Source organism: Streptomyces genisteinicus (assembly GCF_014489615.1).
Lineage (GTDB): Bacteria > Actinomycetota > Actinomycetes > Streptomycetales > Streptomycetaceae > Streptomyces > Streptomyces genisteinicus.
Genome location: NZ_CP060825.1, coordinates 3199760 through 3219000, shown reverse-complemented (window position 1 = coordinate 3219000; position 19241 = coordinate 3199760). Strand labels below are relative to the sequence as shown.

The following is a 19241-nucleotide window of genomic DNA, read 5'->3' as shown; positions in this document are numbered from 1 at the left end:
AATGCTCGGCGGTGCCGGGTTATGCCGCGCGACGCGCCGCGTACTCACCGATCTCGCGCATCGGCGGACGCTCCTCCGTGTCCACCGGGTGGGTGCGTGGGACGAAGCCCTGCGCGGAGCGCTCGAACTGGGTCAGTGCCGGGCGGACCAAGTGCCCTCGTGCCAGACGTAGTTGGGCGGTGCGGTAGATGGTCGCGGCCATCCGTCCCAGGGCCTGGCCGTCCTGGTGGCGGTGGAGGCGGGTGCCGACGTCGACCTGGGCGAGGGCGTCCATGCCCACCAGGTTCAGCGCGTCGACGAGCAGCCCCAGCTCCACGCCGTAGCCCACGGGGAACGGCAGTTGTTCCAGCAGGCTGCGGCGGGCCGCGTACTCGCCGCCGAGCGGCTGGACGAACCCGGCCAGTTGCGGCCAGTGGAGGTTGAGCAGCGGGCGGGCCACCAGCTCCGTCACCCGGCCGCCCTGCCCGGGTTCGCTGCCGTAGGGCCGGTCGTACATCGCCTTGACGAACTGCACGCCGGGATCGGTGAGCAGCGGCCCGACGATGCCGGAGACGAAGTCCGCCGAGAACTCGCGCAGGTCCGCGTCGACGAAGCAGACGACGTCCCCGCCGGTGGCCAGCAGCGACCGCCACAGCACCTCGCCCTTGCCCGGCACGGCGGGCAGCCGGGGGAGGACCGTGTCGCGGTGCACCACCCGGGCGCCCGCCTCCCGCGCGACCAGGGCCGTCCGGTCGGTGGACCCGGAGTCCATCACCACCAGTTCGTCGACGAGCGGGACCGCGTCCGTCATCAGTTCGTCCCGGATCACGGTGACGATCTCACCGACGGTGGCCTCCTCGTTCAGGGCGGGGAGGACCACGCTGACCGTGGTGTTCTGCTTGGCGGCGAGCAGCCGGTCCAGGGGACGGTCGGCCACCGACCAGGACCGCCGGGCCAGCCAGCGCTCCACCTCATCCAGCACGTGATCTCCATCTCGCGGATCGGACGACCAGCTCAAACCGTCCGGGGGTTCGGTTACAGTCTTGAACAACGCGGACGGCCGTCGCATGTCGGGGTCGCCACGCGGACAAGCCAAACAATCGAATACCGCTCATCCAGAGGGGCAGAGGGATACGGCCCGTTGAAGCCCCGGCAACCCTCCAGCCGGTCTCGTTCTCATCAGAAGCGAGGCTCCCGGCTAGGGAAGGTGCCAAATCCGTCTCATGGCGAGATGCGCCATGAGGAAGATGAGGAGAAAGGGCCTCGCCTCCATGGCTTCACAGACTGTCGTGACCACCCCCGACACCGTCGACCTCGGACCCGCCGCCGGGCTCTCCTGCCGCGAGTGCGGCGAGCGTTTCGCCCTCGGCCCGATCTTCGCCTGCGAGATCTGTTTCGGGCCGCTCGAGGTGGCCTACGACTTCCCGAGCGGCGACCCCGAGGGTCTGCGCAAGCGGATCGAGAACGGTCCCGAGAACATCTGGCGCTACGCCCCGCTGCTGCCCGTCCCCGCCGACGTGGCCTCCAAGCCGAACCTGAACCCGGGCTGGACCAAGCTCGTCCAGGCCGACAACCTCGCCCGCGAGCTGGGCGTCGAGCCGGGCAAGCTGCACGTCAAGGACGACTCCGGCAACCCGACGCACTCCTTCAAGGACCGTGTCGTCGCCCAGGCGATCGAGGCGGCGCGCGCCTTCGGCTTCACCACCCTGTCCTGCTCGTCCACCGGCAACCTGGCCGGTGCGGTGGGCGCCGCCGCGGCCCGCGCCGGCTTCCGCTCCTGCGTCTTCATCCCGCACGACCTGGAGCAGGGCAAGGTCGTCATGGCCGCGGTGTACGGCGGCGAGCTCGTCGGCATCGAGGGCAACTACGACGACGTGAACCGCTTCTGCTCGGAGCTCATCGGCGACCCGGCGGGTGAGGGCTGGGGCTTCGTCAACGTCAACCTCCGCCCGTACTACGGCGAGGGCTCGAAGACGCTGGCCTACGAGATCTGCGAGCAGCTCGGCTGGCGGATCCCGGACCAGATCGTCATCCCGATCGCCTCCGGCTCCCAGCTCACCAAGATCGACAAGGGCATCCAGGAGCTGATCAAGCTCGGTCTCGTCGAGGACCGGCCGTACAAGATCTTCGGTGCGCAGGCCGAGGGCTGCTCCCCGGTGTCGGTGGCCTTCAAGGCCGGCCACGACGTGGTCCGCCCGCAGAAGCCGGACACCATCGCCAAGTCCCTGGCCATCGGCAACCCGGCCGACGGCCCCTACGTCCTGGACATCTGCCGCCGCACCGGCGGCGCGGTCGAGGACGTCACGGACGAGCAGATCGTGGACGCGATCAAGCTGCTGGCCCGCACCGAGGGCATCTTCACGGAGACCGCCGGCGGCACGACCCTCGGCGTGGCGAAGAAGCTGATCGAGGCCGGCGCCATCGACCCGTCCCTGACCACGGTCGTCATCAACACGGGTGACGGCCTGAAGACCCTCGACGCGGTGGCCCCCACAGCGGGTATGTCCGCAGTCATCCGCCCCAACCTGGACTCTTTCCGAGAGGCTGGCCTCGCATGAGCGTCAACGTCCGTATCCCCACCATCCTGCGCACCTACACGGGCGGCCAGGCCGAGGTGAGTGCCGAGGGCGCGACCCTCGCGCAGGTCATCGAGGACCTGGAGAAGAACCACACCGGGATCGCCGCCCGCGTCCTGGACGACCAGGGCAAGCTGCGCCGCTTCGTGAACGTCTACGTGAACGACGACGACGTGCGCTTCGAGCAGGGTCTGGAGACCGCGACGCCGGACGGCGCGGGCGTCTCGATCATCCCCGCGGTGGCCGGCGGCTGCTGATCCTTTCCCGCGTTTCTCGCCCGGTTCGCGGTCGAGTTACCCAGAGTTACCGAATTGCCCCCTCCGCGAGAGAAGCGGAGGGGGCAATTCTGCATGGTTAGACGCGATAGAGTCTGGGAAGCCCCCTCCGCCGACCCGGCTCGAATGCGCCCTGGACCGCAAGAATGCGGCCAAAGTCCGTGGTCGAATCGCCTCAAAAGTGCCGCTTTGTCGGGCCCGACTTGCCCGGGAATTCTGCGGATTCGCTCGGATCGGTCGATCGGTCCTGCCCGGATTTTGTCGTCCGACTGACCTGTTGCAGAGGGCAGTTGGGCAGATACATTCAGCCGCGGTCGACGCGTTCCGGCGCACACCCCACCTGTCGGGGTGAGGTCTGACCCAGGGTCCGCGAAGTGCGGTCCTGCGCAAGGGCCAGTAATAGGGGAGTTAGGCATGGCTCAGGGCACCGTCAAGTGGTTCAACGCGGAGAAGGGGTACGGCTTCATCGCGGTCGACGGTGGTGCGGATGTTTTCGTCCACTACAGCGCGATCCAGATGGACGGGTACCGCACCCTTGAAGAAGGTCAGCGAGTCGAATTCGAGATCTCGCAGGGCCAGAAGGGTCCGCAGGCGGACATGGTCAAGCTCGCCGTCTGATCCGACTGATCCAGGCGCGTTCGGCCACCGACGCACTCACGCACGAGGGGCTCGCATCCCACCGGGACGCGGGCCCCTCGCGCGTGCGCGCACGCGGCCGGTGAAGCAGTGCGTCCAGGAGCTGGGCCTTCTCCGAAGGCGCTTGCGCCCTCCCGTCGCCCGACCACCACCCCTCATCGGGCCTTCTTCGAAGGCGCTTGCGCCCTCCCGTCCCCGACCACCGCCCCTCATCGGGCCTTCTTCGAAGGCGCTTGCACTCTCGGGGGTCGAGTGCTAATCATTGGCGTTAGCACTCTCCCAGTGAGAGTGACAGAACTTGGATCGTGCCGGTGAGGTCGGCAGGCCGGGTGGGGCAAGGAACCACCGGGCTCGCGGACCGTCCGTCGCGGGCACCTCGCGCGATCCGGAGCAATCCACCCCAGTCCGGGAGGACCACTTCACATGGCCAAGATCATCGCGTTCGACGAGGAGGCACGGCGCGGTCTCGAGCGCGGGATGAACCAGCTCGCCGACGCCGTCAAGGTCACCCTTGGTCCCAAGGGTCGCAACGTCGTCCTCGAGAAGAAGTGGGGCGCCCCCACGATCACCAACGATGGTGTGTCCATCGCCAAGGAGATCGAGCTCGAGGACCCGTACGAGAAGATCGGCGCCGAGCTGGTCAAGGAAGTCGCCAAGAAGACGGACGACGTCGCCGGTGACGGCACGACGACCGCGACGGTCCTGGCCCAGGCTCTGGTCCGCGAGGGCCTGCGCAACGTGGCCGCCGGCGCCAACCCGATGGCCCTCAAGCGCGGCATCGAGAAGGCCGTCGAGGCCGTCTCCGGTGCGCTGCTGGAGCAGGCGAAGGATGTCGAGACCAAGGAGCAGATCGCTTCCACGGCCTCCATCTCCGCCGCCGACACCCAGATCGGCGAGCTCATCGCCGAGGCCATGGACAAGGTCGGCAAGGAAGGCGTCATCACCGTCGAGGAGTCCCAGACCTTCGGTCTGGAGCTGGAGCTCACCGAGGGTATGCGCTTCGACAAGGGCTACATCTCGGCGTACTTCGCGACCGACATGGAGCGTATGGAGGCGTCCCTCGACGACCCGTACCTCCTGATCGTCAACTCCAAGATCGGCAACGTGAAGGACCTCCTTCCGCTGCTGGAGAAGGTCATGCAGTCGGGCAAGCCGCTGCTGATCATCGCCGAGGACGTCGAGGGCGAGGCCCTGTCGACCCTGGTCGTCAACAAGATCCGCGGCACCTTCAAGTCCGTCGCCGTCAAGGCCCCGGGCTTCGGCGACCGCCGCAAGGCCATGCTGAACGACATCGCCATCCTCACGGGCGGCACGGTCATCTCCGAGGAGGTCGGTCTCAAGCTCGAGAACGCCGGCCTGGACCTGCTGGGCCGTGCCCGCAAGGTCGTCATCACCAAGGACGAGACCACCATCGTCGACGGCGCCGGTGACAGCGACCAGGTCGCCGGCCGGGTCAACCAGATCCGCGCCGAGATCGAGAACAGCGACTCGGACTACGACCGCGAGAAGCTCCAGGAGCGCCTCGCGAAGCTGGCCGGCGGCGTGGCCGTCATCAAGGCCGGCGCCGCGACCGAGGTCGAGCTCAAGGAGCGCAAGCACCGCATCGAGGACGCCGTTCGCAACGCGAAGGCGGCCGTCGAGGAGGGCATCGTCGCCGGTGGTGGCGTGGCCCTGCTCCAGGCCTCCTCGGTCTTCGAGAAGCTTGAGCTCTCGGGCGACGAGGCGACCGGCGCCAACGCCGTGAAGCTCGCGCTGGAGGCCCCGCTCAAGCAGATCGCCGTCAACGGTGGTCTCGAGGGCGGCGTCATCGTCGAGAAGGTGCGCAACCTGCCCGTCGGCCACGGCCTGAACGCCGCGACCGGTGAGTACGTCGACATGATCGCCGAGGGCATCATCGACCCCGCGAAGGTCACCCGCTCCGCTCTGCAGAACGCGGCGTCCATCGCGGCGCTGTTCCTCACCACCGAGGCCGTCATCGCCGACAAGCCGGAGAAGGCCGCCGCGCCCGCCGGCGGCGGCATGCCGGGCGGTGACATGGACTTCTGATCCGGTTCCCCGGATCGGACCCAGTCCGTCGAGTACCGAGGGCGGCACCCCACTCCCAGGGGGTGCCGCCCTCGGGCGTTCTCGTGTCGTGGCGGGGCTCAGCGCTCGTAGTGGTACCGGCAGGCGGCGACCCGGATCTCGTCGTCGACGATCTTGTAGACGAGGCGGTGCTCGTCGGTGATGCGGCGCGACCAGTAGCCCTGGAAGCCGTGCTTGAGGGGCTCGGGCTTCCCGATGCCTTCGTTGCCGTTGCGTGCGATGTCCTGGAGCAGGGTGTTGATGCGCTTCAGGACCTTGCGGTCCTGGGCCTGCCACCAGACGTAGTCGCCCCAGCTCGACTCGTCCCACACGAACTTCACTCGGCGAGCTCCCTGACCGTGCCGCCGCCGTTCTCCAGGCGGTCGATGGATGCCAGCAGGCGCCGGGCGTTCTCCGGGCTGCGCAGCAGGTACGCGGTCTCCTTCAACGACTCGTACTCGGCGAGCGCGACGATGACCACGGGCTCGCGCCCCGCTCTGGTCACTATGACCTCCTCGCGATCGTCGACCACCGCGTTCAGGGTCTCGGCGTACTTCGCGCGGGACTCGGTGTAGGTCATGGTCCGCATCGTCTGCTCCCTTGGTGAGTACAACATCCTGTACGTACGGAAAACTGTACGTCGCGGACGGGGGCACGCCAAGCCGGCACGTCCCGGCCGGCCAAGGAGGGCGAGGCCCACTCCCAGGGGGTGCCGCCCTCGGACGTTCTCGTGGTGCGTCCGGCAACGATGCCCGCAGCAGGTGTTGTTGAGCGGGCGGGCCCGCCGGGCGGCGGACCAGCGGTTGTTACAGTTCGTGAGGCGGGCGTAGCAGGTTCGCCGGCCGGTGCGAGGAGACGGGGGTTTCCGATGGAACAGCCGAGACTCAAGGCGAAGTGGGACAGCCTGACCGCGCTCGCCGACGATCTCGACGACATGCAGGCCTATCTCGACCGGCAGGTCAAGCGCATGGACGAGATCGTGGACAGCATCGAAGCCGGCTGGCGCGGTCCGGCCGCGAAGGCGTACCGGGCCTTTCACCGCGGCGCCGCCGAGGACGCGGTGCGCATCCGCATGGTGATGCAGAGACTCGAGCAGGCCGTACGCCTGAGCCGTGACGGCTTCTCGCAGAACGACCTCGACGTCATGGACCGCCTGCGGGCCATCCAGGCCACGGTGGACGTGCAAGCGGAGACGCGTGAGCTCTCCACACCCGGTCCGGGTGTTCCTGACGCGGCACGCAGCAGGATCGCCGACTTCTGAAACACGGGGGATCAATGTCGGACGACGAGCACATAACCGTCGACTTCGCCACGCTGCAACGGCTGTCGGGTGATCTGGAGGACATCCTCAAGAAGATGAACGAGCGGCTCGACCTGCTGCACGGCAGGGTCGAGAAGGTCGTGCTGACCTGGGAGGGCGAGGCCCGCGAGGTCTTCGTCGACGAGCTCGACAAGTGGGACCGCTCGGCGCAGGACCTCCAAGCGGCGCAGGCGTGGCTGCACGAGATCGTCACCACGGGGCACATCAACTACTCCGCGGCGCACCAGGCGGTGCTGCGGGGCTGGAGCGGCGCCTGATGGCCGGACCGCAGCCCGGCCCCCCGGCGGCCGGACCGAACGGCACCATCGACGTCAAGCCGTCCGACCTCTACAGGGTGTCCGGCGGGGTCGCCGCCCAGCAGTCGCCGATGGACCGGGGCGCGAAGCAGCTCCTCGAGAAGCTGCGCGAGTATCCCGACGCCGGCGGCTACGGAACCGCCCCCCAGGCCTTCGCCGCCTCGTACGTCAAGGTGGGCAACCGCTTCCTGGAGGTGTGGGCGAAGAGCATCGTCAGCATCGGCGGAGCCGCGGTCGGGTTCACGTCGACGGCCAACAGCTACGCCAAGGCCGAAGCCGCCAACGACCCCTCGGGCAAGACCAAGGCCGTGCATCAGCCGCTGCCCGCGGTCATCGAGAAGGTGCCGGACTACGGCTCCGTGCCGAACCTCAGGTGGGGCGACGACGACGGCGGGGACGACGTCATCCGCACGCTGCTGGAATGGGTTCCCGGGCCGGTGCGGGACGTGCTGCGCCCCGTGGTGAAACACGCCTTCCGGATGGGCAAGGTGGCCGAGGTCTACCCGTACCCGCAGCAGCACTACCTGAACTCGCTCTCCAAGGCGTGGATGTCGATGACCATGACGCTCTCCGTGACGGAGAGCGCGCTGACGGGGAACGTCGACAGCATCACCCGGCAGAGCAACAGCGAGTGGCACAACGCCATGCGGCACTTCTGCAGTTCACTGTGGGGCACGTCGGCGTGGGGGAAGAGCACCGCGGGCTACCAGTGGAAGCACGACTCCGCCGCGTCGCAGACGTCCACCCATCCCGTGATGACGGTCCTCTTCGACACAGCCCAGAAGGTCGGCGACCTGCTGTACCAGTTTGCCGAGGCGGCCGTCTACATCAACCACGAGGTGTGGGAGGTGTACAAGGAGGCGGTGCTCGACGCGATCCCCAAGGTCGAGGTGAACCTCAAGGACGGTGTCGGGATGGACGACGTCAAGGGTCTCGTCAAGGGCCTGGTGAAGGGCGCGGCCAAGGGGGCGGCCCAGCTCGGCGCCGGCATCGTCCTCAATCTCGACACCGCGAAGCTGAACGCGATCGTCACCGAGTACAACCGGCGGGTCAACGCGCTGGTGCCGCAGATGGACGCCCTGATGAGCCCGCTGGACGAGGCGTTCCGCAGCGCTCCCCGGTTCGAGGCCCAGGAGGCCCGCGCCGAGGCCTTCGGCCGACGTGCTCTCGACGAGTTCAAGAAGGAACACCGGTGGACCGATCCCGAGGACACGAAGAACGGGATCTACCGCATCGACCTGGCCAGTTCTGAGTACATGGCAAACGGCCACACCGTGGACAAGCATGTCGGCAAGTCACCGGAGCAATTGGCCCAGCGTCTGCGTGATCAGGGCGATCCGGCAACGGCGAGCTGGCCGCACGGCAAACCCACGGTCGGCGCGGCATCCAGCTTCACTGATCTGTCGAGTGCCCAGCGCTTCACCCAGTACAACATCGATCAGCACTCGGCCGATATCAAGCAGTGGCTCGACGGCCCGCCGCCGCCGGCCGACGGCGAGGTGAGGAAGTTCGTCGGAGCCGGCCCGAACGGTGAGGTGACGGGCACGAGCGTCACCAAGCAGCCGTACGATCCGGCGGACCCCATGACCGGATTCAAGCAGGGCGGTATGGAGGCCAAGCCCATCGACGTGAAGAACATCGACACGCGGCTGAAGTACGATTCCAGCCTCGATCCCCCCTTTGCCGTCATCACTTCCATGCCTGCGCGCTGACCGAGAGCTGAGAGAGCGAATGGACCCTCTGAAGCGAACCGCCTGGGAGGCGGCGGCTCTCAGGCTGCTCGGCGACGTGTACGCGTTCGCCGCGACTGGGCCGCGTACCCAGGCGGACTGGCGGGACGACGTGCTGGCCGTACTCCGCCGGGACGTGAGTGATCCGCAGGGCTGCCTCACGCTCGACAGGGATGCGGCGGAGCGGGACGAGAGCCATGCCTCGTTTCCTTTTTCGACGCTCACCCAGGAGACGCTGGCGGCGAAGCTGTTCCCGGTCGAGCCCACCGTCGCCGTGCGACTTCTGATCACCATGACGTACGAGTGGGGCCCCGTCCCAGCGCAGACGGACTCAGCCACCTGGGACGACGCCAGGACGGTGCTGGCCCGCTACGGGCAGGAGATCTCCTGCTACAGCAACATCACCTCTGCCCGGACCACTTCCGCACCGGACCTCGGCGCGGGCGTGACGGGATGGATGCCGCTCACCGAGTATGACGGTGACGCCGGGTTCGTCGTCGTCTCTCCGGACGAGGTCGGTGTCTTCTGGTCGTTCGACCCCATCTGACGGAGATCAGTGCCGTGCGTACACGCAGTTCGAGCTACCCCGACCGGGAGACGGCCCAGTGGGCCACCCAGCAGGTCGTGACCCGCAACGAGCAGGCCATCCACCGGTGGCTCGCCCAGGGCACCCGGCAGCGGCTGACGATCGAGGCCGCGTGGCCGTCGCGGGAGGAGCCGGTGGGCCGCGTGCTCCTGCAGGCGATGATGCTCGCCGGGCGGGAGCCCGTGGACGTCCGCGCCGCACGGGTCGTCCTGCATCGTGCCCCCGAGAGTGCGCACGGCTTCGTCGTGCACGCCACCTTCCCCGTCTATCTGTAGGGATGCCGCACCCGTGCCCATGAAGCCTCTGGAGTTCGACCGTCGTTACGGCGAGCTGGACCAGGTGATCAGCGCCTATCTCGGCCGGCCCGTCGACGGTGCGGAGGATGCCGAGGAGGGGCCGGACGAGGCGTTGCTGGCCTACTTGCGGCACACCTGGCACACCCGTCCGTGGGCGTTGGGCATCGCCGAGCAGCAGGTCCGCGAATACGCCCGCAATCCGCCCGGCCGCCTCAGGCTCAGTCTGGGCGAGTTCTATCCGGTGCCGGACGTGGGACTGCCCGAGTCCATGATCCAGGACTGGCTCTTCCGGATCGCCGACCACCTCAAGGGGTCGATCGAGGACGGTGCCGTCCCGCCCCCGGCAGTGCCGCGCACCCACTGGGAGTGGCGCGCGCGCTTCCCGGAACTCGCCCAGCTCCTCGGGGGCTGGTTCTCCCAGGACATGCCCGACGAGTTCGCCGACCACGACGCGGCGCTCGGGGACTACGCCCGGTCCACGCAGCCGCAGCTGGTGGCCCGCGCCGTCGGCGAACTCGCCGAGTTCCTGGCGCTCGGCCTGGACGAGCCCGACTGTGTGCTGGCCCTGGCGGAACTGGGCATGGAAGTGGACCCACCGGCGCCCTACGCCCCGAGCAGCTGGCTCGGTCTTGTCTCCGAACGGCTGGCCGCCCGCGCGGACAGCGGGCGTCCGGCGGATCCGGAGCGGTGAGGCCCGCTCCCAGAGGCTGCCGCCCTCGGGCGTTCTCGTGGGGCGTCCGGGGCGGGGCGGGTCAGCGTGGGTGGTTGAGGTCGCGCCAGGCGCGCGGGGACATGCCGTAGGCGCGCTTGAAGACCTTGCTGAAGTGGGTGGCGTCCGTGAAGCCCCACCGCCGGCCCGTCGCGCCGATGGTCCGCAGTCTGCCGGGCGGGCCGGCCAGGTCCCGTCTGCACTCGGCCAGGCGCAGCGCCCGGACGTGGTCGCCGAGGCTGATGCCGGAGCGGGCGAGCACGGCGTAGAGGTGCCGCACGGAGATGCCGTGCGCGGCGGCGATCCGGGCCGCAGACAGGTCGCGGTCGGCCAGGTGTGCGCGGATGTACCGGGTGATCCGCAGGCTCAGCGTCGCCTCCATCGGCGCCCTGGCCCGGTCGGTGTCCCCGTGCCGGGAGGTCAGGACGGCGCGCAGGAGTTCGACGCTCGGTTCCACCACGGCTTCGGCGTACGCGCCCTCGTGCAGCGCGTCGTCGGAGGCGAGCCGGGCGAAGTAGTCGAAGGCGAGCCGTGCGAGGGGGTCGCCCGGGCCGAGGGCGAGTGCGCCGGTCTCCCGCAGCAGCCGGTCGGGGAGCGCGAGCGCCGAGCGGGGGAAGCGCAGGAAGTGGTGGTCCACCCCTTCGTCGAAGAGCAGGGTGTAGGGCGCGACGGACTCGTAGACGGCGAACTCGCCGGGCCGCAGCACGCATTCGCGGCCGTTCTGCACGACCAGGCTGGTGCCCGAGACCTGGAGTCCGAGGAAGACGGCGGGCTCCTCGTCGTCGCGGCGGGCCTGCCGGGACGTGCGGTGGATGGTGACCGCCGTCGCCCGCGCCGAGCAGATCCGCAACGGGCCGGCGGCGCCGAGCCCGATGCGCACGGACATCTCCTCGGCGGGCGGCCCGTGGTCGATGTCGACCGCGACCACGGACTCCCACACCGCGTGCCGGACCACTTCCTCGCGGTCCGCCGGCGGCACGAAGGCGGTGTCCAGGACGGGGCTCATGCGGCGGACCCCCGTCCGCGCCGGCCGTGGGGCGGCACCGGCCCCACCGCGGCCCGTTCTCTCATCGCGTCCCCCTGATCCGCTTCGGTTCCCTGCGCCGGCCGGCCGGCGCAGGTCCTGCACCACCGACAACGTTCTCTGCACGGACGACACAGTCCGCGACCGGCGACGAACCTAAGGTCCATGGCCGAGACAGTCGTTGAGACGACGTCACCGAGCAGAAGGGTTGCACCGTGCAACGAGTACTGACGAGACGGCGCACGCGGTGGGGTGTGCTGGGGGCCACGGCCCTGCTGTTCGCCGCCGGCCTGACGGCCAGTCCGGCGATGACCACGCCGGCCCACGCCGCGTACGGCCCGTGCAACACGACGGTGAAGCGCACCGACGGGCTGGCCGTGCACAACTACTACGTGGTGCCCGCGCGCACGGGCAACGGCCTGAGCTGCTACATGCGGTACCGGACGGGCAGCGAGAACGCGGTCGAGGCCCTGCAGCGGGCGATTCTGCACTGCTACCGCACCACTCCCGCCGCCCAGCGGATCCGCGACACCGGAGGAGCGGACGGGGTCTACGGCACCGGCACGGTGGACGCCGTCCGGTGGCTCCAGGCCAACCGGCTCGGTGTGAGCGCGGACGGCGTCTACGGGCCCGCGACGCGTGCGGCGATGCAGTGGCCGGACTACTGGCGCAACCCGTCCAACGGGGACATCGAGTTCATCGACTGCTACAAGCCGCCCTTCTGATCCCCTGGCGCGGCCGGCCCGCCCGGCCGTGACACGGGTTCCGGACGGGGCGCGGGCGCCGGGCGCGAGGGCGGGCCTCCGGGGTGCCACGGGTTGGGGCCCGCGGCGCCGTACCGGGGGCAAACCCCCCTGGGAAGACGCCGGTTGGCCCCGTGGGGCGGAGCCGCGCGGCGCGGGAGGGTCATGGCATGACCCAGACACTCACCGTCCGGCGCTCCGCGTTCACCGTCGCCCTCACCCTGCCCGTGCTCGCCACGGCACTCCTCGCGCTGCCGCCCGGGACCGCCGCGGCGGCGGCCCCCGCGAGCGGCAGCGCGATCGAGTGGGGGCCCTGCGCGGGGATGAGCGGACTCGACCCGCGCCAGCAGTGCGGCACCGTCCCGGTGCCGCTCGATCACGCCGACCCGTCCGGTCCGCGGATCGACCTGGCCGTCTCCCGCATCGCGAGCGGGAAGCCCGCCGCCCGCCGCGGCACCCTGCTGATCATCCCCGGCGGCCCGGGCAACGCCGGTCTGCACGAACCCTCCCGCCGCGGGCGGCAGCTCCCGCAGTCGGTGCGCGACGCCTACGACGTCGTGAGCTTCGACCCGCGCGGCACCGGCCGCTCGGCCCCGGTCTCCTGCGGCCTCGCGCACGAGGACCTGGCGATGGAACGCCTGCGCCCCTGGCCCGCCGCCGACGGCTCGATCGACGCCAACACCGCCACCGCCCGCCGCCTCGCCGACGCCTGCCAGGCCGGTGACACCGCGGTGCTGCGCACCATGAGCACCCGCAACGAGGCCCGCGACATCGACCGTCTCCGCCAGGCACTCGGCGAGCGGAAGCTGTCCGCCTGGGGCGTCTCCTACGGGACGTACGCGGGGGCCGTCTACGCCCAGATGTTCCCGCACCGCACCGACCGCTGGGTCCTCGACAGCAACGACGACCCCGACCCGGCGCGCGTCGCCCGCGGCTGGCTCGCGAACTACGCCGTCGGCGTCGAGGACTCCTTCCCCGACTTCGCCGACTTCGCCGCCGACCCGGGCAACCCCGACCGCCTCGCCGCCCGCCCGGGGGACGTCCGGCCGCTGTTCCTCGCCCTCGCCGCGCGCCTCGACCGGGAGCCGATCCCCTGGCCCGGGGCCAACCCCGCGCAGCTGAACGGCAACGTCCTGCGGCAGACGCTCCTCGACAGCCTGTACACGAAGCAGCGCTTCCCGGCACTGGCCCGCCTGATCGCCGCCGCCCGCGACGGCGGCCCGCTGCCCGCACCGAACACCCCGCCGGACGAGGCGATGCAGAACACCGTGGCCGCCTCCCTGGCCACCATCTGCAACGACGTGGACGCCTGGTCCGGCGAGGGGCAGGCCGTGTACGAGAAGGACGTCGCCGACAGCCGCGCCCGCCACCCGCTGACGGCGGGCATGCCGGTCAACGTCATGCCGTGCGCCTTCTGGGATCTCGGCCCGTCCGAGCCCGCGACCCGCATCACCCCGCACGGCCCGTCCAACGTCCTGATGATCCAGAACGAACGGGACGTCGCCACCCCGCTGGCGGGCGCGCGCGAGCTGCGGGACGCCCTCGGCGACCGCGCCCGGATGGTCGTCGTGGACTCGGTCGGCCACGCCGCCTACGTGGACAACGGGAACGCCTGCGGCGACGCGAAGGTGACCCGCTTCCTGCTGACCGGGGAGCGCCCGGCGCGGGACGTGTACTGCGCCGCGTAATGCGCCGGGCGGCGCGGGACGGGGCAGGCCGGCGTGGGCCGGGGCGGCGTGCACGAAAGCGTCCCGGTCCCGGCCGCCCCGCCCTGGGCCGGTCCCGGCCCGGGACCGGGGCGGCTTCGGGGCGTATCCCGGGCGCCGCGCCCCGGGCCCCATGACCCCTGCCGAACCCGTCGGTTGACTTGTTCCCGGTACTCGCACACGAGTACGGAACCGGAATCCGGAGGGGGCAGGCGTGACGAACGGGGGAACGGGGCCGTACGGCCCGACGTGGCGGCCGGAGCCGTACGGTCCGCAGCGCTCGCCGTGGCGGCAGGTGCGCGACGGCGACTGGCCGACGCTGCGAGAACTGCTGACGCGCGTGGTCCAGGTCAACAGCTGCCTGTGGCTGCCGATGATCCTCTGCTTCTCCGGACCGGTGCTGTCCTTCCTGACGGTCTATCCGCTGATCCGCTCCGCACGGCACCGGGCCCGGCTCCGCTTCCCCTCGCACGACGGCCGGACCGCCGACCGGGACCTGCTGCGGGTGCAGACGGCGAGGGCCTGGCTGGCCCTGGTGGCGTCCTTCGGGATTCTGGCGGTCTTCGGCACCTCGGAGGACTGGAGCGAGGCCCAGCAGCAGTACTGGATACGACTGGTGGCCACCCCCTGGCTGCTGCTGCTCACGGCGCCGCTGGTGATCTGGTGGCTGTTCCGCTCGGCGACCGCGACGGCACGGACCGGGCTGAGAACGCGCCTGCGTCCGGTGGTGCGGTCCGTCCTGTGGTTCTTCGGCGCGTTCACGGCCTTCGCGGTCCTGGCCGGTCTGATGGTGGCGGAGTTCGGGTTCGCCGTGTCCGTCTTCAGCCTGGGTTTCCTGGAGGGAGGCGGCCTGCCGCTGGTCCCCGTCCTCGCGGACGTCGCGCTGTACGGGGCGGTGCTCTGGCTCGCCTGCTTCCTCTGGTTCGCCTCGGGGCCCGTCGTCCGCGGCGTCTTCGGAACGGCCGAGGTGCACGCGGCTCTTCCGGCGCTGCTCACCGGTGTCCTGGTGTGGGAGCTGTCCCTGATCAGTCTCGCCGTCTCCGGCCTGCCGCCCGGACCGCTCCCCGTGCAGATCGCGGCCCTGCTGGGTGGGCCGGCATCGGTGACGGCCGTCGCGTGGTGGGAGATCGACCGTCTGCGGAGGCGTCACGGGGTGTCGCTGCGGGCGTGAGGGGCGGGGCGGGTCAGCCGCTGTAGTCCTTGAGTTTTCCGGTGTCGAGGGTGATGCCGACGGGGGCGGGGAGGGCGACGGTGTCCCCGTAGTCGTGGGAGTGGGTCGCCCGGTAGATCCCGTCGCGCGGGTCCGCGTGCACGACGAGCCGGTCGGCGTCACGGTCGACGAGGAGGTGGACGGGGATGCCGGCCTGGGCGTAGGCGTCGCGCTTCTCGACGCGGTCGCGGCGGTCGGTGTCGGCGTCGTGGGAGGTGACCTCGACGGCCATCAGGACACCGGCCGGCTCCGGCCACATGCCGTCGTGCGTCACGAAGTGGTCGACCGGCGCGAGAACGGCGTCCGCGACGGCCCGCCCACGGCGGTACGCGGAGACGCGGAGATCCTGCTCGGGATAGAGGAGCGTGTCCGGCCGCTGCTGCATGCACTGGGTGAGCAGCCACATCACGATGGCCCGGTGAAGCTGGTCCGGCACCGGCTTGACCTGCAACTTTCCGTTGATCAGTTCGAGCTTGACCCCCTCGGGGGCCTTCGCGGCGAGTTCTTCGAAGTCCTCGACGGACATCTGGGGGTGCTCGGCGGAAATGCGGGTCATGGCGTCGCCTCCTCCCCTCCATCGTGCCCCGGTCCGGGGACGGGTGAGCGGCAGGCTCATGCGGGTGTTCCCTCCGGGGTGCGGTCCGGGGCCCGTTCGGACGGTCCGTCCGGTGGCGCTCATGCGGACCGGGCGCTCATGCGGACAGGTCCCTCAGGGGCTCGGTGTCGAGGGGGATGCCGACGGGGGCGGGGAGGAGGGCGGGCGTGCCGTACGCGTGCACCTCGACGAGGCGGTAGACACCGTCCTCCGGCCGGCTGTGGACGACGAGGCTGTCCGCGTCACGGTCGACGAGAACGTAGACGGGGATTCCCGCCTGCGCGTAGCCGTCGCGCTTCTCGACGCGGTCGCGGCGGTCGGTGTCGGCGTCGTGGGAGGTGATCTCGGCGACCATGACCACCCCTTGGGGGCTGGACCATTCGCCGTGACCGGCGAAGTGGCGTGCCGGGGCGAGGACGCCGTCGGGCCGCGCGCGTCCTCTGCGGTATCCCTCGACGACCAGGCCCCGGTCGGGATAGAGCCGCAGGTCCGGCCGGTGGCGCATGCACTGCTCCAGCAGCCACATGAAGATCTCTCCGTGGTCGCCGTCGGGCACGGGCTTGACCTCGAGCTTTCCGTTGACGAATTCGAGCCGCACGGTGTCCGGCGCGTGGCGCTCGATCTCCTCGAACTCCTCGACGGACATCTGGGGGTGCTCGGCGGAAATGCGGGTCATGGCGTCGCCTCCTCCCCTCCATCGTGCCCCGGTCCGGGGACGGGTGAGCGGCAGGCTCATGCGGGTGTTCCCTCCGGGGTGCGGTCCGGGGAGCGCCCGGGTGTTCGTGCCGGGGTGCGGCAGGCCGCCGCGAGGGCGTGCACGCGGGCGGCCGGGAGCGCGGGCGGGGCCCCGGTGGGCACGCCCCGGCAGGGGGCGCACTTCCCGCCGGTCAGCGTCCCCGCGCGGGGCGGACGCCCGCACTCGGCGCATTCGATGACGCGGACCGGCCGGGCCTTCGGCGGGGGAGCGGGCGGCAGCTTGTCGATGAGCCGGCGCCGGGCGAGCGCCGCCGGGTGGTGGACCGGGGTCGGGAGGCCGGTGGTGAGGGCGCGGCGCACCTGCTCGTCGGTGGCCTCGCGGGCGAACCACTCCTCGACGAGCGGTGCGAGAGCGGTGCAGTCGGCGTGCGAGAGGGACATCAGCCCGTGCTCCCGCCCGAGGGCGGCGAGCAGGATGTACGCCCGGGAGCGGGTGGGGCGGCGCCGCTCCTCGGCACGCTCGGCCGGGAGTTCTCCCTTGGCGTACGCGTCCCACCAGGAGTCCGCGCGCGGCGCGCGGGACCACCAGGTGCGAGTGACCCACCGCGTGTTGCCCTCGGGCGTGCGCACCGCCTCCAGCCCGTGCCGCAGATGCCCGGCGCGGACGAGCGCCCGCAGGACGGTGGTGATCGCGGTCTGCCCGTACGGGGTGTGCTTGGCGAGGGTCTTGATGCTGATGTCGCTGGTGTCCGGCAGCCGGTCGATGTAGGCGGCGACGGCGCCCTCGCGGGGCGTCAGATGTGCGAAGTGGTCAGCCCTGAGGGGGCCTTCCGCGGAAGCGGAGCGCTTGCCGTAGCCGGGATTGGCGAGGGGGTGCGCGGCATCACTAAAGTGGCTGTCAGCCATGGATCGCTCGATTCGATCTCGATGGTCAGGCCCTCGTCAGGTGTTGGTAGCACCGGGCGGGGGCTGTTCGTTTATCGGAACGGTAGAGCGTGATGACGCTGCGTGGCAAGTCGGTCGCCGAGCGTCCGTGCCCATGTCAACGGGCAGGGTGGGAGGGTGGGTTGAGGCCCTTCCACCCCTTCCGTGAAAAAGCGGCTCGGCTCTCGCCGCCCGAGATCCGGGACGTGCGCTACGGCTGCTTCAGCCCGGTGAGGAAGGTCTGCCAGACGGCGGCGGAGAAGTGGAGACGGGGCCCGTCGGGGACCTTGGAGTCCCGGACGGGGATGGGGTGGGGGTGGGGGGCGGTGGCGACTTCGAGGCAGTCGCCCCCGCTGCCGCCGCTGTAGCTGGACTTGCGCCAAGCTGCCGCGACTTCGACGCAGTTGCCGCCGCTGCCATCGCTGTAGCTGGACTTGCGCCAGGTCACCGAAGTGAGGCTGTGCTCACGGCTGCTCGTCATGCGCGTAATCCTCTGCCACTGAGGTGATCAGGGCCAAGGATGATTCCGGCGACAGCGCGCTGGCCCCGATCAGATCGTAGGCCAACTGATGTCGGGTGACTGAGGCCGGAGAGTCCTCCAGCTGGCCTGTTCCTGGGCCTTCGAGGTAGGTCAGCGGGGGTGCATCGGCGAAGCTCATCAACTTGAGCGCACCGCCCATGGAAGCGTGCGCCCCCGCGCCGAACGGAAGCACCTGCACGAGGATGCGGTGGCGCCGTGCGAGGTCCGTCAGGTGTCGCAGTGCCTCCGCCATGACGGCGTTGCTGCCCACTCGTCGCCGCAGTACCGCCTCGTCCAGCACGGCCCACAACAGCGGCCGAGTCGGATCTGCCAGGAGGCGTGCCCGGTCGAGCCTCGCCTCCACGAGCGCGTCGATGACGTCCTCCGTGGCCGTCGGCTGGTAGGCGCGGAACACCGCTCGCGCGTACCCCTCCGTCTGGAGCAGCCCCGGGATGAGCAGGGGCGCGTACTCGCGGATGCTCTCCGCCATCGCCTCCGCTTCCGCGGCCTCCGCGAAGTGGTCGGGATAGCGGGACTTGCCGGACGCCTCGCAGTTGCGGGCGAAGAAGTCCGTCGTGCCCAACACGTCGTCCAGTCGGACCGCGTGTTCGCGCAGGATGCGGCGGGTGCCCGCCTCCATCTGGCCGATGTACGACCCGCTGACGAACAGCGGTTCGCCGAGTTCGTCCTGGGTGAGGCCGGCCTTTATGCGGGCGTGGCGGAGCTCGGCGCCGAGGAGGGCCCTCGGGGAGGTGGACGGGTCGAGATCCTTCGGTCCGGGCATGGCGCAACTCCAGGGACAGCAGGCCGCGTTGTTGGGCGTCGACTCTTCCCAGGTTAGCGGCGTGACGGACACGCTGGGTGAGGAAAGTGAACACTCAGTGGTGGAGGAATCCGGTCATGGGACAGGTCGTGCGTTCGGGGGAGCGGCTGCGGGCCGCGGAGGAGGTGGTGGCCCGGTTGAAGGACGGGCTGGACGTGGTGTCGGTGACGTTGCCGTCGTTGCGGGTGGACGTCGTCTCGCTGGCGAGCGACGCGCCGTACCCGCTGATCGAGCTGGGGCGCTGCAACCTCGACACGGCGCTGCGGCTCGCGGCCGTCCTGAAGGGGCTGGAGAAGTGAGGGCGCCGGGGCCCGGGGTGCCGGAGCTCGGGACGTGGGCCGTCGACCGGCGGGACGGGCGCGTGGGCCGGGTGATGGCGTACTTCGGTGCGTACGGCTATCTGCGCCCGGTCGGCGGCGGGCGGGAGTGGGACTGCCCGCCGGCCGACCTGCGCCCCGCCGAGCCCTCCGAGGTGCTGCGGGCCCGGGTGCGGGTGCGCAACGCGCAGGGCCGGCTGCCGTAGCGGTGCAGG

General features: G+C 70.6%; 24 protein-coding genes and 1 riboswitch. Of the genes, 15 read left to right on the top strand and 9 right to left on the bottom strand.

All coding sequences use genetic code 11. The features are described 5' to 3' along the window. Positions 1-19: 19 nt before the first annotated feature. The gene (locus IAG43_RS13995; protein WP_187741083.1) at positions 20-961 is read right to left on the bottom strand and encodes a glucosyl-3-phosphoglycerate synthase; all 942 of its coding nucleotides are present in this window, start codon (positions 959-961) and stop codon (positions 20-22) included. Positions 962-1087: 126 nt separating this feature from the next. Then, positions 1088-1233: riboswitch (SAM riboswitch) on the top strand. Here IAG43_RS13995 and thrC point away from each other — a divergent pair. The 4 genes from thrC (at position 1227) to groL (ending at position 5512) form a co-directional block, all read left to right on the top strand. Beyond that, positions 1227-2537, top strand: coding sequence for a threonine synthase (thrC, locus tag IAG43_RS13990; protein WP_425508600.1), 1311 nt, complete (start codon positions 1227-1229; stop codon positions 2535-2537). Its footprint overlaps the riboswitch before it by 7 nt. Next, positions 2534-2812: a MoaD/ThiS family protein gene (locus IAG43_RS13985; RefSeq protein WP_187741081.1), complete on the top strand. Its 279-nt coding sequence runs from the start codon at positions 2534-2536 to the stop codon at positions 2810-2812. The genes thrC and IAG43_RS13985 overlap by 4 nt, the downstream gene beginning before the upstream one ends. A gap of 432 nt (positions 2813-3244) precedes the next feature. After that, positions 3245-3448 (top strand): cold-shock protein, encoded by a 204-nt coding sequence (locus IAG43_RS13980; protein ID WP_005315736.1) that lies wholly within the window; start codon positions 3245-3247, stop codon positions 3446-3448. Positions 3449-3889: 441 nt separating this feature from the next. Next, positions 3890-5512 carry a chaperonin GroEL gene (gene groL / locus IAG43_RS13975; protein ID WP_187741080.1) on the top strand — a complete coding sequence of 541 codons (1623 nt, stop codon included), beginning with the start codon at positions 3890-3892 and terminating at the stop codon, positions 5510-5512. A gap of 98 nt (positions 5513-5610) precedes the next feature. On the opposite strand, the gene IAG43_RS13970 is transcribed toward groL, so the two are convergent. Then, positions 5611-5871, bottom strand: coding sequence for a Txe/YoeB family addiction module toxin (locus IAG43_RS13970; protein ID WP_187741079.1), 261 nt, complete (start codon positions 5869-5871; stop codon positions 5611-5613). After that, positions 5868-6119, bottom strand: coding sequence for a type II toxin-antitoxin system Phd/YefM family antitoxin (locus IAG43_RS13965; RefSeq protein WP_187741078.1), 252 nt, complete (start codon positions 6117-6119; stop codon positions 5868-5870). Before IAG43_RS13965 ends, IAG43_RS13970 begins: the two co-directional genes overlap by 4 nt. A 279-nt stretch (positions 6120-6398) precedes the next feature. On the opposite strand from IAG43_RS13965, the gene IAG43_RS13960 reads away from it, so the two are divergent. From IAG43_RS13960 to IAG43_RS13935, 6 genes are read left to right on the top strand one after another with little or no spacing between them, the layout of a single operon-like run. Next, complete coding sequence (locus IAG43_RS13960; RefSeq protein ID WP_187741077.1) at positions 6399-6791, top strand: WXG100 family type VII secretion target; 393 nt, start codon at positions 6399-6401, stop codon at positions 6789-6791. A 14-nt stretch (positions 6792-6805) separates the two neighbouring features. After that, positions 6806-7108 carry a WXG100 family type VII secretion target gene (locus IAG43_RS13955; RefSeq protein WP_187741076.1) on the top strand — a complete coding sequence of 101 codons (303 nt, stop codon included), beginning with the start codon at positions 6806-6808 and terminating at the stop codon, positions 7106-7108. Then, positions 7108-8859, top strand: a complete 1752-nt coding sequence (locus IAG43_RS13950) for an RNase A-like domain-containing protein (protein WP_187741075.1) — start codon at positions 7108-7110, stop codon at positions 8857-8859. Before IAG43_RS13955 ends, IAG43_RS13950 begins: the two co-directional genes overlap by 1 nt. 19 nt (positions 8860-8878) lie before the next feature. Further along, positions 8879-9424, top strand: coding sequence for a hypothetical protein (locus IAG43_RS13945; protein WP_187741074.1), 546 nt, complete (start codon positions 8879-8881; stop codon positions 9422-9424). Positions 9425-9438: 14 nt separating this feature from the next. Beyond that, complete coding sequence (locus IAG43_RS13940; RefSeq protein ID WP_187741073.1) at positions 9439-9738, top strand: RNase A-like domain-containing protein; 300 nt, start codon at positions 9439-9441, stop codon at positions 9736-9738. 13 nt (positions 9739-9751) lie between these two features. Further along, positions 9752-10450: a contact-dependent growth inhibition system immunity protein gene (locus tag IAG43_RS13935; RefSeq protein WP_187741072.1), complete on the top strand. Its 699-nt coding sequence runs from the start codon at positions 9752-9754 to the stop codon at positions 10448-10450. Between the two features lie 61 nt (positions 10451-10511). On the opposite strand, the gene IAG43_RS13930 is transcribed toward IAG43_RS13935, so the two are convergent. Beyond that, positions 10512-11474: an AraC-like ligand-binding domain-containing protein gene (locus IAG43_RS13930; protein ID WP_187741071.1), complete on the bottom strand. Its 963-nt coding sequence runs from the start codon at positions 11472-11474 to the stop codon at positions 10512-10514. 233 nt (positions 11475-11707) lie between these two features. Between IAG43_RS13930 and IAG43_RS13925 the strand changes: the two genes are divergently transcribed. The 3 genes from IAG43_RS13925 (at position 11708) to IAG43_RS13915 (ending at position 15112) form a co-directional block, all read left to right on the top strand. Beyond that, positions 11708-12217, top strand: a complete 510-nt coding sequence (locus tag IAG43_RS13925; RefSeq protein WP_187741070.1) for a peptidoglycan-binding domain-containing protein — start codon at positions 11708-11710, stop codon at positions 12215-12217. A gap of 188 nt (positions 12218-12405) precedes the next feature. Continuing rightward, entirely contained in the window at positions 12406-13923 is a 1518-nt protein-coding gene (locus IAG43_RS13920; protein ID WP_187741069.1) for an alpha/beta hydrolase, read from the top strand. 232 nt (positions 13924-14155) lie between these two features. Then, a complete protein-coding gene (locus IAG43_RS13915) occupies positions 14156-15112 on the top strand; it encodes a hypothetical protein (RefSeq protein WP_246574314.1) in 957 nt (318 codons plus the stop codon). 13 nt (positions 15113-15125) lie between these two features. Here IAG43_RS13915 and IAG43_RS13910 read toward each other — a convergent pair whose 3' ends face one another. The 5 genes from IAG43_RS13910 to IAG43_RS13890 all read right to left on the bottom strand — a co-directional run bounded on the left by IAG43_RS13910 (position 15126) and on the right by IAG43_RS13890 (position 18670). After that, on the bottom strand, positions 15126-15707 hold the full coding sequence (locus tag IAG43_RS13910) for a Uma2 family endonuclease (RefSeq protein ID WP_187741068.1): 582 nt from the start codon (positions 15705-15707) through the stop codon (positions 15126-15128). Between the two features lie 136 nt (positions 15708-15843). Then, positions 15844-16422, bottom strand: a complete 579-nt coding sequence (locus tag IAG43_RS13905) for a Uma2 family endonuclease (RefSeq protein ID WP_187741067.1) — start codon at positions 16420-16422, stop codon at positions 15844-15846. A gap of 56 nt (positions 16423-16478) precedes the next feature. Next, positions 16479-17348: a hypothetical protein gene (locus tag IAG43_RS13900; RefSeq protein ID WP_187741066.1), complete on the bottom strand. Its 870-nt coding sequence runs from the start codon at positions 17346-17348 to the stop codon at positions 16479-16481. A 229-nt stretch (positions 17349-17577) separates the two neighbouring features. Then, positions 17578-17847, bottom strand: coding sequence for a DUF397 domain-containing protein (locus tag IAG43_RS13895; RefSeq protein ID WP_187741065.1), 270 nt, complete (start codon positions 17845-17847; stop codon positions 17578-17580). Beyond that, complete coding sequence (locus IAG43_RS13890) at positions 17831-18670, bottom strand: helix-turn-helix domain-containing protein (RefSeq protein WP_187741064.1); 840 nt, start codon at positions 18668-18670, stop codon at positions 17831-17833. Before IAG43_RS13890 ends, IAG43_RS13895 begins: the two co-directional genes overlap by 17 nt. 116 nt (positions 18671-18786) lie before the next feature. Here IAG43_RS13890 and IAG43_RS13885 point away from each other — a divergent pair, with 116 nt between their 5' ends. Together IAG43_RS13885 and IAG43_RS13880 are read left to right on the top strand one after the other, a co-directional pair. Then, complete coding sequence (locus IAG43_RS13885) at positions 18787-19008, top strand: hypothetical protein (RefSeq protein ID WP_147992482.1); 222 nt, start codon at positions 18787-18789, stop codon at positions 19006-19008. Then, the gene (locus IAG43_RS13880) at positions 19005-19232 is read left to right on the top strand and encodes a hypothetical protein (protein ID WP_246574313.1); all 228 of its coding nucleotides are present in this window, start codon (positions 19005-19007) and stop codon (positions 19230-19232) included. The genes IAG43_RS13885 and IAG43_RS13880 overlap by 4 nt, the downstream gene beginning before the upstream one ends. Positions 19233-19241 lie beyond the last annotated feature (9 nt).

What these genes read in the sequence shown, in the direction of transcription:
- thrC (WP_425508600.1), top strand. Translation starts at nt 1,227, where the DNA reads ATGAGGAGAAAGGGCCTCGCCTCCATGGCTTCACAGACTGTCGTGACC.
- IAG43_RS13985 (WP_187741081.1), top strand. Translation starts at nt 2,534, where the DNA reads ATGAGCGTCAACGTCCGTATCCCCACCATCCTGCGCACCTACACGGGC.
- IAG43_RS13980 (WP_005315736.1), top strand. Translation starts at nt 3,245, where the DNA reads ATGGCTCAGGGCACCGTCAAGTGGTTCAACGCGGAGAAGGGGTACGGC.
- groL (WP_187741080.1), top strand. Translation starts at nt 3,890, where the DNA reads ATGGCCAAGATCATCGCGTTCGACGAGGAGGCACGGCGCGGTCTCGAG.
- IAG43_RS13965 (WP_187741078.1), bottom strand. Translation starts at nt 6,119, where the DNA reads ATGCGGACCATGACCTACACCGAGTCCCGCGCGAAGTACGCCGAGACC.
- IAG43_RS13960 (WP_187741077.1), top strand. Translation starts at nt 6,399, where the DNA reads ATGGAACAGCCGAGACTCAAGGCGAAGTGGGACAGCCTGACCGCGCTC.
- IAG43_RS13955 (WP_187741076.1), top strand. Translation starts at nt 6,806, where the DNA reads ATGTCGGACGACGAGCACATAACCGTCGACTTCGCCACGCTGCAACGG.
- IAG43_RS13950 (WP_187741075.1), top strand. Translation starts at nt 7,108, where the DNA reads ATGGCCGGACCGCAGCCCGGCCCCCCGGCGGCCGGACCGAACGGCACC.
- IAG43_RS13945 (WP_187741074.1), top strand. Translation starts at nt 8,879, where the DNA reads ATGGACCCTCTGAAGCGAACCGCCTGGGAGGCGGCGGCTCTCAGGCTG.
- IAG43_RS13930 (WP_187741071.1), bottom strand. Translation starts at nt 11,474, where the DNA reads ATGAGCCCCGTCCTGGACACCGCCTTCGTGCCGCCGGCGGACCGCGAG.
- IAG43_RS13920 (WP_187741069.1), top strand. Translation starts at nt 12,406, where the DNA reads ATGACCCAGACACTCACCGTCCGGCGCTCCGCGTTCACCGTCGCCCTC.
- IAG43_RS13910 (WP_187741068.1), bottom strand. Translation starts at nt 15,707, where the DNA reads ATGACCCGCATTTCCGCCGAGCACCCCCAGATGTCCGTCGAGGACTTC.
- IAG43_RS13905 (WP_187741067.1), bottom strand. Translation starts at nt 16,422, where the DNA reads ATGACCCGCATTTCCGCCGAGCACCCCCAGATGTCCGTCGAGGAGTTC.
- IAG43_RS13900 (WP_187741066.1), bottom strand. Translation starts at nt 17,348, where the DNA reads ATGGCTGACAGCCACTTTAGTGATGCCGCGCACCCCCTCGCCAATCCC.
- IAG43_RS13895 (WP_187741065.1), bottom strand. Translation starts at nt 17,847, where the DNA reads ATGACGAGCAGCCGTGAGCACAGCCTCACTTCGGTGACCTGGCGCAAG.
- IAG43_RS13890 (WP_187741064.1), bottom strand. Translation starts at nt 18,670, where the DNA reads ATGCCCGGACCGAAGGATCTCGACCCGTCCACCTCCCCGAGGGCCCTC.
- IAG43_RS13885 (WP_147992482.1), top strand. Translation starts at nt 18,787, where the DNA reads ATGGGACAGGTCGTGCGTTCGGGGGAGCGGCTGCGGGCCGCGGAGGAG.